The sequence below is a fragment of the Chitinophagaceae bacterium genome, assembly GCA_016710165.1.
Classification (GTDB): domain Bacteria; phylum Bacteroidota; class Bacteroidia; order Chitinophagales; family Chitinophagaceae; genus Ferruginibacter.
Window position 1 is genome coordinate 261,116 of record JADJLJ010000001.1, and the last position, 17,191, is coordinate 278,306.

The 17,191-nt window shown below is 47.0% G+C and carries 14 protein-coding genes and 1 pseudogene; 10 read left to right on the forward strand and 5 right to left on the reverse strand.

What is annotated here, in order from left to right; genetic code table 11:
- Positions 1 to 22 precede the first annotated feature (22 nt).
- The 3 genes from IPJ02_01185 to IPJ02_01195 all read left to right on the forward strand — a co-directional run bounded on the left by IPJ02_01185 (position 23) and on the right by IPJ02_01195 (position 2,977).
- Entirely contained in the window at positions 23 to 970 is a 948-nt protein-coding gene (locus IPJ02_01185) for a geranylgeranylglycerol-phosphate geranylgeranyltransferase (protein ID MBK7374218.1), read from the forward strand.
- A 15-nt stretch (positions 971 to 985) separates the two neighbouring features.
- Positions 986 to 1,552, forward strand: coding sequence for a septum formation protein Maf (maf, locus tag IPJ02_01190; protein MBK7374219.1), 567 nt, complete (start codon positions 986 to 988; stop codon positions 1,550 to 1,552).
- 168 nt (positions 1,553 to 1,720) lie between these two features.
- Entirely contained in the window at positions 1,721 to 2,977 is a 1,257-nt protein-coding gene (locus IPJ02_01195; GenBank protein MBK7374220.1) for a DUF2851 family protein, read from the forward strand.
- Between the two features lie 42 nt (positions 2,978 to 3,019).
- On the opposite strand, the gene IPJ02_01200 is transcribed toward IPJ02_01195, so the two are convergent.
- The gene (locus IPJ02_01200; protein MBK7374221.1) at positions 3,020 to 3,427 is read right to left on the reverse strand and encodes an OsmC family protein; all 408 of its coding nucleotides are present in this window, start codon (positions 3,425 to 3,427) and stop codon (positions 3,020 to 3,022) included.
- Positions 3,428 to 3,549: 122 nt separating this feature from the next.
- Here IPJ02_01200 and IPJ02_01205 point away from each other — a divergent pair, with 122 nt between their 5' ends.
- From IPJ02_01205 to IPJ02_01225, 5 genes and pseudogenes are all read left to right on the forward strand, one after another.
- Positions 3,550 to 4,344, forward strand: coding sequence for a hypothetical protein (locus IPJ02_01205; GenBank protein ID MBK7374222.1), 795 nt, complete (start codon positions 3,550 to 3,552; stop codon positions 4,342 to 4,344).
- Between the two features lie 23 nt (positions 4,345 to 4,367).
- Positions 4,368 to 5,287: pseudogene (gene lipA, locus IPJ02_01210) on the forward strand (lipoyl synthase).
- Positions 5,288 to 5,341: 54 nt separating this feature from the next.
- Positions 5,342 to 6,115 (forward strand): hypothetical protein, encoded by a 774-nt coding sequence (locus IPJ02_01215; protein MBK7374223.1) that lies wholly within the window; start codon positions 5,342 to 5,344, stop codon positions 6,113 to 6,115.
- 53 nt (positions 6,116 to 6,168) lie between these two features.
- Complete coding sequence (locus IPJ02_01220; protein MBK7374224.1) at positions 6,169 to 7,209, forward strand: phosphodiester glycosidase family protein; 1,041 nt, start codon at positions 6,169 to 6,171, stop codon at positions 7,207 to 7,209.
- A gap of 234 nt (positions 7,210 to 7,443) precedes the next feature.
- Positions 7,444 to 7,980, forward strand: a complete 537-nt coding sequence (locus IPJ02_01225) for a DUF4382 domain-containing protein (protein MBK7374225.1) — start codon at positions 7,444 to 7,446, stop codon at positions 7,978 to 7,980.
- A gap of 62 nt (positions 7,981 to 8,042) precedes the next feature.
- Here the strand turns inward: IPJ02_01225 and IPJ02_01230 are convergent, their stop codons facing one another.
- Both IPJ02_01230 and IPJ02_01235 read right to left on the reverse strand, forming a co-directional pair.
- Complete coding sequence (locus tag IPJ02_01230) at positions 8,043 to 9,014, reverse strand: ROK family protein (protein ID MBK7374226.1); 972 nt, start codon at positions 9,012 to 9,014, stop codon at positions 8,043 to 8,045.
- A gap of 53 nt (positions 9,015 to 9,067) precedes the next feature.
- Complete coding sequence (locus IPJ02_01235; protein MBK7374227.1) at positions 9,068 to 10,762, reverse strand: MFS transporter; 1,695 nt, start codon at positions 10,760 to 10,762, stop codon at positions 9,068 to 9,070.
- Positions 10,763 to 10,873: 111 nt separating this feature from the next.
- On the opposite strand from IPJ02_01235, the gene IPJ02_01240 reads away from it, so the two are divergent.
- Together IPJ02_01240 and IPJ02_01245 are read left to right on the forward strand one after the other, a co-directional pair.
- Positions 10,874 to 12,295, forward strand: coding sequence for a glycogen/starch synthase (locus tag IPJ02_01240; protein ID MBK7374228.1), 1,422 nt, complete (start codon positions 10,874 to 10,876; stop codon positions 12,293 to 12,295).
- 8 nt (positions 12,296 to 12,303) lie between these two features.
- The gene (locus IPJ02_01245) at positions 12,304 to 13,581 is read left to right on the forward strand and encodes a glucose-1-phosphate adenylyltransferase (GenBank protein MBK7374229.1); all 1,278 of its coding nucleotides are present in this window, start codon (positions 12,304 to 12,306) and stop codon (positions 13,579 to 13,581) included.
- 10 nt (positions 13,582 to 13,591) lie between these two features.
- Here IPJ02_01245 and IPJ02_01250 read toward each other — a convergent pair whose 3' ends face one another.
- On the reverse strand, positions 13,592 to 14,317 hold the full coding sequence (locus tag IPJ02_01250; GenBank protein MBK7374230.1) for a GLPGLI family protein: 726 nt from the start codon (positions 14,315 to 14,317) through the stop codon (positions 13,592 to 13,594).
- Between the two features lie 18 nt (positions 14,318 to 14,335).
- A complete protein-coding gene (locus tag IPJ02_01255) occupies positions 14,336 to 17,113 on the reverse strand; it encodes an outer membrane beta-barrel protein (GenBank protein ID MBK7374231.1) in 2,778 nt (925 codons plus the stop codon).
- Positions 17,114 to 17,191: the final 78 nt, after the last annotated feature.

Consider the following 17,191-nt stretch of genomic DNA (forward strand, 5'->3'; position numbering starts at 1 on the left):
ATTTTCGCTGCATAAACGGTTCATGAAATTAATAGCTGCCTTTTTAAGACTGGTTCGCTGGCAAAACCTGGCCTTCATAGCCATCACGCAGGTATTGTTCTACTTCTCCCTGGTTCAACCCTTATTCAGCAAAGGCATTTACACCCAATTCAGCAGCACGCATTTCCTGCTTCTTATTACAGCATCTGTGTTCATTGCGGCAGCCGGTTATATCATCAACGATTATTTTGACCTGAACATTGACCAGGTGAATAAACCCGAGCGGACCGTAATTGACAAGGCGATCAAGCGGCGATGGGCCATTGTTCAGCACATCCTAATTTCACTGGCCGGTATCATCATCAGTGTGTACATTGACCTGACCACAAGAACATTCTGGCTTGGTATATCAAACTTCGCCTGCGTGATGCTGCTGTTCGGTTATTCCATTTCGTTGAAAAAGAAACTGCTTATCGGCAATATCCTGATCTCAGCATTGACAGCCTGGGTGATCATTGTCGTGTTCCTTTGCTATTACCGTACCTTTTACTGTGCCGGCTGCGATCCTGCCTACTACGATATATATGTTCACCGATTCATACGCATATCCATCCTGTATGCCGGCTTTGCATTCATCATCTCCCTTATCCGGGAAGTGGTGAAGGACCTGGAAGATATGGAAGGGGATGCCCGCTATGGCTGCAGGACCATGCCCATCGTGTGGGGTATTCCGGCCAGTAAACTGTTTGTGGCAGTATGGCTGGTGGTCCTTATCAGCATAATCTGTGTGGTGCAGGTGTACGTGATGCAGTTCGGCTGGTGGTGGAGTGCTTTGTATTCTTTCCTGCTGCTCATCATTCCGCTGATATGGGTGATCTTTAAGCTTCGTGCCGCACAAACCCCAGCCGATTACCACCGGTTAAGTGCTGCCATCAAATATGTGATGATGGCCGGCATCCTTTCCATGTTCATTTTCAGGATATATTCATAAACTTTCTGCTGCCACATGCAAAAGATCATCTTAGCTTCCCAATCTCCCCGCCGCAAACAATTACTGGAATGGGCCGAAGTGCCTTTTGAAGTGCTGGTGAAAGAAACCGATGAATCCTACCCGGAGCATTTGCCGATCGAAGAAATTGCCATACACATCGCCCGCAATAAAGCCCTTGCCGTATGGGATATGACAGCTGCAGGCAAGCCTGTTCTTGCAGCAGATACCATTGTTGTGTTGCAGAACGGGATCATTGGTAAACCCAAAGACAGGAATGATGCCATCTCTATTTTATCCCGCCTGTCCGGTAAGATGCACCAGGTGATAACGGGCGTTGTTCTGCTTACGGAAGAAAAAGAAATTGCTTTTGCCGAGACCACGAAAGTGGAATTTCATGACCTCACCCCGGCACAAATTGAATTCTACGTTGACCAGTACAGGCCCTACGATAAAGCAGGGGCCTATGCCATCCAGGAATGGATCGGTGTGGTAGGCATCCGGTCTGTTACCGGCGATTTTTATAACGTGATGGGATTGCCGGTGAGCAGGGTTGTTAAAGCGTTGCAGGGTTTGAACGTTTAAATCGTTGCAGGGTTTCAATGTTTAAATCGTTGCAGGGTTTTAACGTTTAAATCGTTGCAGGGTTTAAGGGTGAAAAAAACAGAAGAACAGGTTTATTTGCACATAGGAGATCCCTTTTGGCCGCATAACTTTAAACGATTTAAACCCTTAATCGTTTAAAACGTTCCCATGACCGAACGGTTGCTGCAATACATCTGGCAGTTTCAATACTTCAATGCCAAAGAACTATTTACCTCCGAAGCGGAGTTGTTGCAGGTGATACACCCGGGAATGTATAATACCAACCAGGGGCCTGATTTTACTGATGCAAAGATCAACATAGAAGGAACGGTATGGGCCGGCAGCATTGAATTGCATATCAATAGTTCCGACTGGAAGAACCATAAGCACAGCAGTGATAAGAATTATAAGAATGTGATCCTGCACGTGGTCTGGCAGCATGATGTTGACCTGCACCTCCCGTTCTCAACCCTGGTGCTGCAGGATAAAGTGCCCAAAATATTACTGCACAGGTACGATGAACTGATGCGGGCAGACTCCTTTATCCCCTGCGAAAGAAATATTCATTCCGCCAGTGCCATAACCTGGACATCGTGGAAGGAGCGGCTGCTGGTGGAAAGGCTGCAGTTGAAAACAGGGTTTATTTCAGGCTTTCTGCAAAAAAATAATTTCCATTGGGAGGAAACCCTCTGGTGGTTGATGGCAAGGAATTTTGGTTCCAGGCTAAACAGTGAAGCATTTGAGATCATCGCACGATCAATTCCGGTAAGCATCCTGGCAAAACACAAGAACCAGGTCCAGGAGGTAGAGGCCCTCTTGTTTGGCCAGGCCGGGTTGCTGGATGCAGCATTCACCGAAGAGTATCCCAAACTGCTGCAACGGGAATACCGGTTCCTGAAAAAGAAATATAGACTGACAGGCCCGGGACCAAACCTGCTTTTTCTCCGTATGCGTCCTTCCAATTTTCCCACGGTAAGGCTGGCACAATTGGCCATATTGGTACATGAGCGGCTGCACCTGTTCTCCCGGATAAAAGAAAGCGCGGGGCTGAAAGAAATAATGGAATTGCTGCAGGTAACCGCCAATGATTACTGGCACTATCACTATGTGTTTGACGAGATCTCCGCATTTAAAAAGAAAAAACTGGGGGCACAGATGACCGGTAATATCCTGGTCAATACCGTGATCCCGATCCTGTTTGCTTACGGTCATCATCAAAATGAAAATGGGTATAAGGACAAAGCGCTCAGGTGGCTGGAAGAGATCGCTGCAGAGAAGAACGAGATCACCCGTGGCTTCTCATCCCTGCAACTGCCGAATAGAACGGCTTTCGATTCGCAGGCTTTCATCCAGCTTAAGAATGCGTATTGCAATAAAAAACGCTGCCTCGACTGTGCTATAGGGAATAAACTGCTAAGAAGCTGATCTTATCACTGGCCCGGCCATCTGCAATGTTCCCGTAATGGATCATCCCCAGTGGTACTCCACATTTGTCTGCAGGTCGGGGTGCAGGCTTTTCATCACCGGGCAGTTGTCGCCGGTCCGTTGCAGCACGATCCTGTCTTTTTCATCCAGGTTCAGCGTTGCAGGGAAATTCAATATAACGTCGATCCTGCCAATGCGCCTGGGGTCATTCAGCATGTGTTTGGTGACCGAAATGGAAGTATTCACGAGGTCAATATTCATGTCATTTGCCTTAATGCCCATGGTGGTGATGATGCAGGTGGCCAGGGCAACACAAACCGTATCGGTAGGGCTGAAGCGCTCGCCCTTGCCCCGGTTATCAGTAGGGGCATCGGTCTCGATGACCGTGCCGCTTTGCAGGTGGGTGCATTCACAGCGCAAATGGCCTTTGTAAACGATCGAAGCAGTCATTTGTTAAAAATTTATTTTTTAGGAAGTTTATGGGCCAAAATGCAGCGGTTCTTACTCCAAATGTATCATCTTTACTGACGGCACTGTATTTTTGCATAAATTTACGACTGTAAAAAGTTTACATGAAACGATTAGTGATCTTTATTGCCTTCATAGGTCTTTCGGCAGCCATTTTTGCACAGGAGACCAATAAGTCACCACGCAAGAAGAGCCGGAAGGAAGAAAAACGGGAAAAGATAAATGCCATGATCCGGCTGGAAGAAGAAGGTGTGATCGCCTACAAAAAACACTTTTTGTTTGGGGTGAAACTGATATCGGATGGCTACGGGATATTCTTTGAGAAAGGTTATTCCAGGTCCATACGCAGGTCTACCTTGTACCAGATTGAGATAAGCGAACGCAAACACCAGAAAGAAGAAAAACAAAGTAACCCGCTGGCATCCACTGCCCCGCTTATTTATGGTAAGATCAATTATTTTTACCCGGTAAAACTGGGCGTACAGAAACAGTTCCTGCTCGGTAATAAAAGCAATAAGAACGGCGTAAGCATTACTGCAAATGTGGGAGGAGGTATTACCCTTGGTGTGCTGCGGGCCTATGAAGTGGAAGTGGACAAGGCAGGAGAACATACCTATGTGCGGTATGATTCTCCTGATAGTTTACTGTTCATCAATGGCCCCTACTATGGCGGGCCGAATTTGGGCAGGGGCTGGAATCATTTGAAGTTAACACCCGGGCTCTATGTAAAACCGGCGCTTCGTTTTGATTACGGCCGTTACAACGATCTTGTTTCGGCTATTGAAACAGGTGTGGTAGCTGAATTTTATTCAAAGAAGGTCCCGCAGATGCTCTATAACAAACAAAAACAATTTTTCTTTACCGCTTATGTTGCCTTTGAGTTCGGAAGGAGAAAATAAGATATTACCCAGAATTTACTTTCATGACAGAGTTGCCCGTGATTGACGGAATCGTTGAACAAAAACCAAAGAAGCCAAACTGGCTAAGGGTCAAGTTGCCTATTGGCGAAGAATACCGCCACGTAAGGAATTTAGTGGATACCCATAAACTGCACACCATTTGTGAAAGCGGCAATTGCCCCAATATGGGCGAATGCTGGGGCGAAGGCACCGCAACTTTCATGATACTGGGCAATATCTGTACCCGTAGTTGTGGCTTTTGCAATGTAGCTACCGGCCGGCCCCTGGAAGTGGATTGGGATGAACCGCAACGGGTGGCGGAAGCCATCAACCTGATGAAGGTTAAACATGCGGTCATTACGTCGGTCGACCGGGATGAACTGCAGGATGGTGGTTCCATCATCTGGTACAATACCATTAAAGCAGTAAAGGCATTAAACCCGGAAACAACGCTGGAAACACTCATTCCTGATTTTAAAGCCGAGCGGGAGAATATTCAACGCATCATTGAAGCAGCACCGGAAGTGGTGAGCCATAATATTGAGACCACAGAAAGACTGACACGCCAGGTACGTATCCAGGCTAAGTATTGGCGGAGCATGGAAACGCTGCGTACACTTAAAGAAGGTGGTATGCGGACCAAGAGCGGTATCATGCTCGGATTGGGTGAAACAAAAGAAGAAGTGATCCGGACGCTGAAAGACCTGAAGGAAAACCAGGTGGATGTAGTGACCATCGGCCAGTATCTTCAGCCAACCAGAAACATTTACCGGTTGCCCGTTTTGTTCATCCCGATGAATTTGCTGAATTCAGGGAGATAGGATACGAACTTGGGTTTGATTATGTGGAAAGCGGGCCGCTGGTGCGTTCTTCGTACCATAGTGAAAAGCACGTGATACCCGGCTATGGCCGTAGTAAATGGCAGGAGGAAAAAATCAACTAGCTACACCTTATATTTGAAGCCGGATTTACTCCGGCTTTTTTTTTAAATCTGCTTATGAAATATTCACTTTTGTACAATACGGATGCCTGGATACTCTGCAGTATTCTTTTTGTTTTGATGGTGGGTATGGTTTATTTCGGCCTGTTACTCCGGCATAAGGCCATTACCAGAGCCGAAGGGCTGGGGCCTGTTGAAGCATCGTTATTCGGCCTGCTTGCCCTGATGCTGGCATTTACTTTTGGTGAAGCGGATTCACGTTTTGATGCAAGAAGAAAGATCATCATTACGGAAGCAAACAATATTGGCACAGCCATACTGCGGGCAGATATGTATGGCGACAGTGAACGGCTTGCTTTCAGGAAAGATTTTACCGCCTATGTGGAAGCCAGGATAAATTATTATGAGGTAAAAAGGGATAAGGCAAAGATCACTGTTGCGAAAGAACAGGCAGGCAGGTATGCGGCTTTACTCTGGAAGAGAGCTGCCGGTCTGTCGAAGGATCCTGCAAATCTTGCTGCCAGCAACCAGATGATGCCTGCATTGAATGCCATGATCGATATTGCCACTGAGAGAGAAGCTGCATCCGTGGCAACGGTTCCTGAATCGGTGCTTATATTGTTATTTATAATTTCGCTTTGCTGCAGCTTTTTTATCGGCTACTGCCTGGAACCCGGCAAGCGGCTCAACCAACTGGCTGTGGCTGGGTTTATCTTTCTTACCACTGTTGTTATTTATGTGATCATTGATCTCGACAGACCAAGGCGGGGCATCATTACCATGGACAATAACCAGCAGTACATTAAAGACCTCCGTGAAATGGTAAAGTAGCAACTACCGGTTAGATTTGCTGCAATGGCCAATCAATGTATATACATATGATCATGATAAAATGCAAAGAGATGCGGAAAAGATGGAGGGACCGGTTATCAGTATTCACATGTAAATGGCCGGGTATTTATTACCGGGTTGTTATATACCTGTTCTTTTTATTATTAAATCAGCCAGTATCTTTTGCCCAGGTCAAATGGGTAAATGTTGATTCTTTGTATGCCCCCTTGCCGTCTTCGGTACAGGTTTTTAAAACAACCGATCCGCTGGACGGGAACCCATTCATTGCGTATTATGTAAAGGCAAAACTGAAGGACAGAAACCTCAATTTTACTGTAGATACCACGCTTGGCAGAAGGTTGACCCCCGCTAAATTTTATGAGAAGAACGGCCAGCCGCTCCTGGTGGTGAATTGTACATTCTTCAATTTTGATAAGAACCAGAACCTGAATACAGTGATCAAGGAAGGAAAACTGGTTGGGTATAACAACCATTCTCTTCCCATGCGGGGAAAGGATACCTTTCAATACAGGCACCCATTGGCAAGTGCTTTTGGAATTGACCGGAAACGGAATGCGGATATTGCATGGACATTGACTGATTCTTCCAGGAAATTTGCTTATGCCAGCCAGGTACCAGGTATGAAACCGGTCAAGGACTCCGTTTCAAGACCTTCGTTCCAATACCTTCTCCATAACTATTCCTATTTGAGCTATAAAAAGTGGAAGATGAGAACTGCCATTGGCGGTGGCCCCGTGATCGTGCAGAACGGGCAGGTGAAGATCAGCAATGAAGAGGAATTGAAATTTGCCGGTAAGGCAATCAACGATAAACATCCCCGTACCTGCATTGGGTATACAAATAACGGCCATCTCATCATCCTGGTCATCCAGGGCCGTTTTCCCGGCCTTGCCGAAGGTGCTACCCTTGAACAGGAAGCCAAACTGCTGATAGACCTTGGCTGCGTGGAAGCCCTGAACCTCGATGGCGGCGGCAGCAGCTGCATGCTCATTAATGGCAAAGAGACCATTGAACCCAGTGATAAGGGAGGCCAGCGACCGGTTCCTGCTGTCTTCATCATCTCAAAGAACTGAGTGCCGGGTTAACGAAACCCTTAATTTTCCACCAATACTGCTTTTCCGCATAATGCCTGAATACTGGCACGATTTTTCGTTACAATTAATTAACAAACAAACATTTTATGAAAAAACTGATCTTTTATTATCCATATCCCTGGTTGCTGTGGTGGTAGCTATCATACATAATAGCTGATCACACCTGGCAATTTTCCGGGTTCATTCTTTGGTAAATAAATTCAATTAAATTTTATGAAAAAGCTGACTTTAGGCTTGTCACTGGCATTGGCAGCCGTAGTATTTGCTGTGATCTCCTGCCAAAAGGAGAGTAGTAATAATTCAGGTACTTCAACCCTTAATATACGGTTGACAGATGCGCCCACGCATTTTGATGAAGTGAATGTTGACATCCGGGAGGTGCGGGTGAAATTTTCCGACGATACACTCAGCACCGGTGGATGGGTAACATTGAATACCTATCCCGGCATCTACAACCTGCTGGATTATCAGAACGGGGTAGACACGTTGCTGGCTACCGGGGCATTCCCCACCGAAGTGGTAAAAGAGATCCGGTTCATACTGGGACCCAATAATACCATCGTTGATACACTCGGGGTTGTTCATGCGCTGACCATACCCAGTGGCGCCGAATCGGGACTAAAGATCAAAGTAAATAAGAGACTCCAGGAAACCCTTGAAACGATCATTATTGATTTTGATGCTGCCCTGTCTGTTAAACAGGAGGGAAACGGCGATTACAAGTTAAGACCCGTTTTAAGAGTCAGATAATTCTATGTGAACTGATTAGAAACAGCCCTCATTTGAGGGCTGTTTTATTTTAAGGGATCTTATCAATCATTCATCTCCCAAACCAGGGCACTGGCCCCCAATATCGCGGCATCTGCTTCCTTTAATTCACTAAACAGCAGCTTCACCTTATTCTGGAAAATGGGCAGCAGGTTCATCTCCATGTGCTTACGGGTCGGGTTCAGCAGCAGGTTGCCCGCCTTGGTCAGTCCGCCAAACAATACAATGGCCGCAGGGGAGGAGAACATGATGAAATTGGCCAGCGATTCTCCCAGAATCTGCCCGGTGAATTCAAAAATGCTGTTGGCAATATTATCACCCTGCATGGCACATTCATATACCGATTCACTGGTAAGGTCGTTGATGCTGTAGTTGCGCAGCAGGCTTGGCTCTTCGGGGTGCTTGGTAAGCATTTCGATGGCTGTTTCCCTTACACCGGTGGCCGATGCATAGGATTCCAGGCTGCCCCGCATGCCCGTACTCTTGTGTAACCTGCCGCCCGGCCGGATGATGGTATGGCCCAGTTCACCGGCAAAGCCATCATGCCCCACCACGATCTTCCCGTCTATAACGATCCCGCTTCCCACACCGGTTCCCAGGGTGATGGTGATGAAGTGCCGCATATTCCTGCAGGCGCCATACATCATTTCGCCCACGGCAGCAGCGTTGGCGTCGTTGGTGAGCCTCGCCTGCAGCCCGAATTTTTTATGAACCAGTTCTGCCAGGGGTATGATACCCTTCCATTTCAGGTTGGGAGCGTATTCGATGGTACCTGTATAAATATTCCCATTGGGGGCGCCGATGCCAATGCCTGCAAAATTCTTAATGCCGCCCGACTTATCGATCATGGGCATTAATTTGTTGTACAGGTCCTCTATAAAATCCTCCACTACCTCGTGTTCATTGCTGGCGATGCGGTCCTGTTCCAGTATTTCGCCTTTATTATTTACGATACCAAACTTGGTGGTGGTGCCGCCTATGTCGATGCCTATCGCATAATCTTTCCTGGTTGCCATATTAACTGCAATTAGTGATGAATAAGATACCGGGTATGTTTTGCATACCGGGATTAATGTCCGCCTCCTTCAACCTGTGCATCGTAGTCAATGCCCTGGCGCTTCAGGATGCCTTTTACTGCAAAGGCAAAGAAAGCCAGGTACGCAAAACAAACAACGGCTACCCAGTATGACTGATGAATACCTATTACGTCAGCGATCTTCCCCTGGATAGGCGGAATGATACCACCTCCCAATATCATCATGATGAGGAAGGCAGATCCTTCCGTAGTGTATTTTCCCAATCCTGCAATGGACAACGTAAAAATACAGGGCCACATGATGGAACAGAATAACCCGCCGCTTAAAAAGGCATAGACAGAGATCGTGCCGGTTGTTAAGGTACCTATGATCATGGCTGCAACACCCAATACCCCAAAGATCATTAAGGTTCTGGCTGGTTTGTCTTTGCTGAAGTAAAAAGCAGCTATCTGGATCAATACACAGACTACATAGAAATACAATTTTTGCATATCATACTTTGCCAGTGTATTCACTCCGATGATGACCCCGAAGGCAATTAACGGTACAATGATCTGCAGCAGGATCTTTGCATTGTTTGATAATTTAAATGCACTAACAGCCCCTGCCCAGCGCCCGATCATTAAACTTCCCCAATACATGGAAATATAGGGCGCTGCTTCCGAGGACTGAAATCCACCGAATTCAGGTTGCTTGAGCAGTTCACTTAAATTACTTCCTATGGAGACTTCCACACCTACGTACACAAAAATGGCCAGCATGCCCAGCACCAGTTGCGGGTATTTCATGGCGCCCCATCCCACGGCATTTTTCTTAGCACTCATATTGGCAGCCAGCAGGCCGATCACTACCACGGCCAGGGCACCCAGCAGCCAGTTCAGCCGGTAAGCTTCCAATGCATGTTTCTCGGCATCGGTTGCATTGCTGAGATCTGTTTTGTAACTGCTGAATACGGGTACGAACATGATTATTAAAAGCCCGGTCATGATAAGTAAGGTGTACAGGGCCTTGGTGCCGCTTTCCACTCTTTCGAGCGAAATTCCTGCGGGAACTTTTTTGGAGAAATAGAACAATGCCGCAGCGCCGATGAACAAGGCGCCTACACAGGTGTACAGGATGATCACTTTGCTTAAACTGAGACTGGCAATCTTCTCATCAGTAATGGCAGCCGTTGATCCAAAGAGCGCAATGGCCACCACAATGGGCCCGATCGTTGTTCCGAATGAATTGATGCCTCCCCCGAGATTCACCCGGCTGGTACCGGTGGAAGGATCGCCCAGTGAGATCGCAAAGGGCTGGGCGGCGGTTTGCTGTAAAGAAAATCCAAGTGCCACTATGAACAGTCCAACCAACATGCCTGCAAACGTGTTGGCATTTACTGCGATGATCATGGCGGCTGCACCCAGTGCAGAGAAAAGCAATCCATACACAATGCTTTTTTTATACCCCCATTTACCCACCAGGTCTTTACCTCCGAATGCACCGTATGCAAAAAGCATCAGGGCGCCGATGTAATAGGCGGTGTAAAATGCAAAGTCAATCAACTGGCTTTGAAACTGGTCTAAATGGAAGTAATGTTTGCAGAATGGAATAAACACGCTGTTGCCAGCTGCAATGAATCCCCAAAAGAAAAAAACGGTGACCAGGGTGCTTAGTGCACCATAGTTGGTTTCTTTCAGCGCCGGGCCGTTTTTGGGGGTGATCAGATCTTGTTGTTCTGTTTGCATGTCGTTAAAAATTTTATGGCTGAAAGTAAAATAAATTGGGCAGCATGAAAAATTTAATTTAATTGGTTTGAAACAAAATGATTGCTAAATTGACCTGTATAAATCAGCAGCATGGAGATCGTTCACGTCAGTGCAGAAAGTTACCCCTACGCCAAGGTCGGAGGCCTTGCTGATGTGGTGGGAACCCTGCCGAAGTACCAGCAGCAATCCGGGCATATCGCCAAAGTAGTGGTGCCCATGCACCGCACAAAATTCCTCTACGATAATGAATGGAACGTAGAACACAAGGGCAGCTTCATGATGGGCAGCCGGTACCTGGATTATACCATCATAAAAGAAAAATCAAACAAACTCAGTTTCGACCTTTATTGTGTGGATATATACGGGCTGCTCGACCGGGAGAATGTGTATACCTATGACGACGATACAGAACGGTTCACTGCCTTCCAGATCGCGGTGGTTGACTGGATAAGCCATTGGGAACACCGTCCCGGTGTGGTGCATGTACATGATCATCATACGGCGCTGGTGCCATTCATGATGCGGCATTGTTTTGCATACAAACAGCTTTCTGCCGTGCCCACTGTTCTTACCATTCACAATGCCCAGTACCAGGGATGGATGGGGTGGGACAAAAGCGATTATATCCCTTCCTGGGATACCTGGCAGTGGGGACTGCTGGACTGGAACAATACCATAAACCCATTGGCCTGCGGGGTAAAGTGTGCCGACCGGGTGACCACGGTAAGCCCAAGCTATATGGAGGAACTTACCCGGCATGCAAACGGGCTGGAACAGTTGTTTGTGACAGAACATGCAAAATGTACCGGCATATTGAACGGGATCGATACCCATGTGTGGAACCCGGAAACGGATACATACATCCTCGATAATTATTCCATGGAGGATTCCGGGGCGGGCAAGCAGCTTAACAAGAAGAAGCTGTGCAAGGATTTTAAGCTTGACATTAAAAAGCCATTGTTTGTATATATTGGCAGGATGGTGGGAGAGAAAGCAGCCGATCTTTTACCCCAGGCAATAAATGATGCCTTCAGCCATATCGGAACTAAAATGAATTTTTTAATTTTAGGAAGCGGTGACCCTGCCGTGGAATCGCAGTTAAGCGCTTTGAACAACGGGTATGTGGGTTATTACAATTCACAGATCGGCTATAATGAAAAGTTATCGCACCAGATGTATGCCGGCGCCGACTTTTTACTCATGCCGAGCCGGGTGGAGCCCTGCGGCCTCAACCAGATGTATGCTTTGCGCTACGGCACCATTCCCATTGTTCGCCGCACGGGCGGGTTAAAGGACACCGTCATTGATTTTGGTGAACCAAATGGCTATGGGATTTGTTTTAATGCAGCCACCGTCTGGGATATCACCTATTCCATTCACCGGGCGGTGGAACTTTACGAGGATAAGGAAAAGATGGAGGAGATCCGGGAATACATCATGAAGATCGACAACAGCTGGGAGACCAGTTGTGAAAAATACATCAACCTATATAATTCCATACGTCAAATCTAAACCAATATATGATCAGCAAATCAGTAGTTGCCGTTATCCTTGGCGGCGGCGCAGGCAGTCGTTTATACCCGTTGACATCCACAAGAAGCAAACCGGCCGTACCCATTGCCGGTAAATACCGGTTGGTTGACATTCCCATTTCAAACTGCATCAATTCGAACATCAACCGCATGTTTGTATTGACCCAATATAATTCTGCTTCACTCAACAAGCACATAAAGAACACCTACCAGTTCAGTGCCTTCAGCAGCGGCTTTGTGGATATCCTGGCAGCGGAACAAACGCCCGACAGCCTCGGTTGGTTCCAGGGAACCGCTGATGCGGTACGCCAGTCATTAAAGCACATCGGTAACAATGAATTTGAATACCTGCTCATACTCAGTGGCGACCAGCTGTACCAGATGGATTTTGGTGATATGCTGGAAGCCCATATCAGCAAAGGCGCCGACATCAGCATTGCCACCATCCCGGTTCCGGAAAGGGAAGCATCTGAATTCGGGATTTTAAAAGCCAATGCGGATAATTATATTACGTCGTTCATTGAAAAACCTGCCAGGGAACTACTGCCCGACTGGACCAGTGATACCGGGCCGGAAATGCAGGTGCTCGGCCGCAACTACCTTGCCTCCATGGGCATCTACATCTTCAACCGGAAATTGCTGTTCGACCAGTTGCTGGTAGACAAAAAAGATGCAACCGATTTTGGTAAAGAGATCATCCCGTCCTCCATTGATAAATACAAAGTGCTGAGTTACCAGTACGACGGTTACTGGACAGATATCGGGAATATCTATTCATTCTATGAGGCAAACCTGGCATTAACGATGGAGATACCTCCATTCAATTTATTCGACAACACCAAGGCCATTTACAGCCGTGCCCGTATGCTGCCGCCCATGAAAGTGGCCGGTACATTGATCGAAAGCAGTATCCTGGCGGAGGGCTGCATCATCCGTGCCTCCCGGATATCAAACAGCGTGATCGGCATCCGTACCCGGATCGGGAAGGAAACAGAAATAGACAGTACGTATATAATGGGCAGTGATTATTATGAGACGATACCCGAAATGGCTTACTCACTGGAGAAAGGGATCCCTAAGCTGGGGATCGGGGAACGTTGTAAAATAAAGAATGCCATCGTGGATAAGGATTGCCGCATCGGTAATGATGTAAGCATAACAGGCGGCGCTCATTTGCCCGACAGTGACCATGCTTTATTCACGGTGAAGGACGGGATCGTGGTGGTCAAAAAAGGCGCCATCCTGCCGGATGGATTTGTGATCTGAGCACACGACCCTACAAGAATATATTCCATACGGCCTGCTGCCCCCAGTTGCCCCAATCCTTTGTGGCGCTCACTACGGTTTGCTGCAGTTCTTTCGCTTTTTTCTTTTTGCCCTTTGTGGGGGCGGCTATTTTGCTGTAGTTCACACCGTTCACTTCCAGTTTGGTGGCCACCCAGCTGCAGAACATGCGGGGTATGGTAATGCCCATGATCATGCCCGGTAACCCATGCAGGCTCATCGGCCCGCCGCTTACGGTGATCTCATCGGTATAAAAGGCAAACACATATACACTGTCGAATAATTTGCCCACCGCCTTGCGGCAATTGAACCCGGCGATCTCCCTTGACTCATTGGTCATCTTCCAGTTGATGTGAATAAGGCTGTCGGTTAGGATATACGTATCGCCGAATACCGACTTTTGCTGGACGAAGTTCTCCTGTGCATAGTCATTGTACCAGATATTATCTTCCGCACCATCATTGCCCCAGGGAGTTTTTGTCTTTTCATCCTTCCGGTCGAACAGATAAATGCTTTTGTCTGCATCAAACGTGAGCTTGTAATAATTGGTGGAGAGTTTGGGGATCTTATCCCTGATCATCTCTGCCCAGGTACCTTCCCCCAGGGCTTTGTGGTTATTCAGCACCACCTGGTATTCGATCATACCCTTATTAATGAACACCTGTGCCTGCAGGGTACAGGAGAAAACAGAAAACAGGATGAATAATATGTATCGCATATGAATCAGTTGATCGGTTTAAAAATTCTTTGGCGCCGCCCCGTTCTTCGAAAAGTTCCAGGTGATGGAAACCATCCAGAAACGCTTCAGGGTGTTGTAAAAGGTCTCTGTGTACTGGTTGTTGTAAAAGTTCCTGTCGTAGCCACGGTTCTCATTCAGTATGTCGTTGACTGACAGGGATGCTTCGAATTTATCCTTGTAAAAACTGCGTTTGAGGGAAGCATTCCACAGCGTGAATTCATTCTTTGCAGGGAAACGGGGATCTTTCTGTTTTGCCTGGAACTGAACCTCTGATTCCAGCCTGAATTTTTTCAGGAAGGTAACTTCCCCGTCAACTTCAACCCTGAACTGCCAGTAGTTGGCAGAAGCGGTACTGTTGACCGAATTCCTGCTGCGCACCCAGCTCATGCTCGGGTCAATGGAGAATTCGTACTTATTCTCTTTCTGTTTACGCAGGCCGGCGCTGATGCCATAGGTCTGGTTTTTGTTTGCAGCCCTTTGCAATACACCGTTGGTGATGATGTACGATATGTTCTGCGAAACAGATGCGTTTGGCCCGAAGGATATATTGATGTTCGGCTTCTTCCACTTGAAATTGTAGTTGGAATAGAGGTTGAAATAATAATTACCGTTTGTGTTCACCGTCTGCCGCACTGTTTTTCCGCCGGAAAAGTATTCTGTCTGGTTCACAAACGCATTTTGCGTGATGCTGCCGTAAATGCCCGACCACATGCCCTTTTCCTTCAGTACATTGTAAAAACTGTAGTTCAGGTTCAGCGAATGATTAAAGGATTGATCCAGGCCGGGATTGCCGATGTATTGGTTCAGCGGATCGGAATTATCGGTAATGGGCTGCAACTGGTCGAGGCTGGGGGCCTTGGTTGAACCGTTGTAGTTGATACGGATGCCGCCATAACCGCTTAACTTTTTATAGAAAGACGCGTTGGGGAAAAAATTGGTGAAATTGTATTTGCGTAAAAGTTTTGTGGTACGGTTGTCCTGTTCAAAATGGCTTACCGAAATGTCGCCGCCAATGCTGAAATTATATTTCTTCTTTGCCACCCGTAAACTGATCCCCGGCTTGTTCACCGTTTGTTTGAAAACATAGGAGTTGCTCAGCGAATCTATGATGGACGTATACTTGCCATTCAGGTCCTTTGAATAACTGAAGCGGTCATTGGTATTTCCGATGCGGCTGAACGAATAACTGGCGGAAAGAAAAATGTCCTTGCCAAGCGGTTCGGTATAGGTGAGGGTGGTTGAAAATGTGTTGGTACGGTTATCCCGTTTATTTTCCTGGTCAGTGGTATCCTGCTGGTAAAGGATGCCGCCGGAATAATATTCGTTATCCGAAAAAAGATTGCTCTTTGTATTTGAACTGCTGTAGTTGTAGTTCATGTTCACGGTGAGCGTGCGGGCAAGTTTTTTGAACTTATGCTTCCACAATAGGGTGCTGTTCAATGCTTCATTATCGGTATTGCTGATCGTTTTCCGGCTGCTGCGGTTAAGCAGCAGGGATTTGCTGTCACGCGAAACCAGGTCAAAAAAACTGTTTGACCGGGTATTGTTCAGGTTGCCCCTTGCCGTGAACTTCAGGGAGTTGGCTGAATCAATATTGGTCTCAAAAGTGATATTAAGGCTTTGCTTTAATTTAGAAGTAGCGGCATCCGTTATGCGGCTTGATGAGAATGAAGAGTCGCCGACAAAGTTGGTGGTATAATTCCTTTCACCGCTGGGGCTGTTCACCTTGCTTATTTTATAGCCGCTGTTGAGCGACTGTTTCCCGTTATTGAATTTGTTGCTGTAGTGCAGCCCGCCATTCCAGTTTTTGGGAATACCCCCCCGGCCGTTCCAGTAATTGTCTCCGTCACCCTCACTCGTAATCATGATGCCGCCACCATCCATCATTTCCATATTCGTATTATCTGAGCCGCCATAATTCTGGTTGTCCTGCCAGTCGAGGTTGGTTTGCCCCGTATTGCTCATGATGCCATAGCCGGCCAGTTTACGCTTGCCCCGGAAGGCATTGGCCATGATGCTGTTGTTGTAGTAATTATTGAAATCGGTACCGGCTTCTGCCTTGCCAAAATAGCCTTTTTTGGCATTGTCTTTCAACTTCAGGTTGATGGTCTTATCCTTTACCCCGTCGTCAATTCCCGTAAAAGCTGCCTGGTCGCTCTTTTTATCAAATACTTCCACTTCTTTCACCGCGTCTGCCCGCAGGTTCTTGGTGGCAATGCCCGGGTCATCACCAAAAAATTCTTCGCCATCCACCAGCACTTTTTTTACCTGTTCGCCCATGGCGGTTATTTTTCCGCTCTTGTCCACCTGTATCCCAGGAAGTTTTTTCAGCAACTCTTCTACATTGGCCCCGGGCCTTACCTTAAAACTGTCGGCTGTGTAAACAGTGGTATCGCCTTTGATACGTATGGGCGAACCGCTTTTTACGATCACTTCGGCAAGTAATTTGGATTTTGAAGTGAGGGCGGTTATGGGGACGATTGTTTCGTTTTCTTTCAATTCAATATCGCTGACCATGTCGGCAAAATAGGGGTGGGTAGTCATCATTACATAACTGCCCGGCTGGATATTCCTGAACGAATACCTGCCATTGGCATCTGTACGGGTAAATTTGTAGAGGACGGAATCTTTGGCAGTGAGCAGTGCTACCACTGCATTCTGGATCGCTTTTCTTTCGGCGGTGTCGGCCACAGAACCGGTCACCGTAATGTTCTGGGCATTTGCCTTAATAGCAAAGAACAGGATGGCTATCAACAGGGCAGATAGTTTGGGCATATACTTTGGCTTTGTTTTTCAGTACGAAACTAAAATCTTAGTTAAAGATGTATATTTTAATTGTCATTAACTAAAAGC

Bases quoted from the DNA above. Each gene is read 5' to 3' on its own strand.
- IPJ02_01185 (MBK7374218.1), top strand. From the start codon at position 23: ATGAAATTAATAGCTGCCTTTTTAAGACTGGTTCGCTGGCAAAACCTG.
- maf (MBK7374219.1), top strand. From the start codon at position 986: ATGCAAAAGATCATCTTAGCTTCCCAATCTCCCCGCCGCAAACAATTA.
- IPJ02_01195 (MBK7374220.1), top strand. From the start codon at position 1,721: ATGACCGAACGGTTGCTGCAATACATCTGGCAGTTTCAATACTTCAAT.
- IPJ02_01200 (MBK7374221.1), bottom strand. From the start codon at position 3,427: ATGACTGCTTCGATCGTTTACAAAGGCCATTTGCGCTGTGAATGCACC.
- IPJ02_01205 (MBK7374222.1), top strand. From the start codon at position 3,550: ATGAAACGATTAGTGATCTTTATTGCCTTCATAGGTCTTTCGGCAGCC.
- IPJ02_01215 (MBK7374223.1), top strand. From the start codon at position 5,342: ATGAAATATTCACTTTTGTACAATACGGATGCCTGGATACTCTGCAGT.
- IPJ02_01220 (MBK7374224.1), top strand. From the start codon at position 6,169: ATGATAAAATGCAAAGAGATGCGGAAAAGATGGAGGGACCGGTTATCA.
- IPJ02_01225 (MBK7374225.1), top strand. From the start codon at position 7,444: ATGAAAAAGCTGACTTTAGGCTTGTCACTGGCATTGGCAGCCGTAGTA.
- IPJ02_01230 (MBK7374226.1), bottom strand. From the start codon at position 9,014: ATGGCAACCAGGAAAGATTATGCGATAGGCATCGACATAGGCGGCACC.
- IPJ02_01235 (MBK7374227.1), bottom strand. From the start codon at position 10,762: ATGCAAACAGAACAACAAGATCTGATCACCCCCAAAAACGGCCCGGCG.
- IPJ02_01240 (MBK7374228.1), top strand. From the start codon at position 10,874: ATGGAGATCGTTCACGTCAGTGCAGAAAGTTACCCCTACGCCAAGGTC.
- IPJ02_01245 (MBK7374229.1), top strand. From the start codon at position 12,304: ATGATCAGCAAATCAGTAGTTGCCGTTATCCTTGGCGGCGGCGCAGGC.
- IPJ02_01250 (MBK7374230.1), bottom strand. From the start codon at position 14,317: ATGCGATACATATTATTCATCCTGTTTTCTGTTTTCTCCTGTACCCTG.
- IPJ02_01255 (MBK7374231.1), bottom strand. From the start codon at position 17,113: ATGCCCAAACTATCTGCCCTGTTGATAGCCATCCTGTTCTTTGCTATT.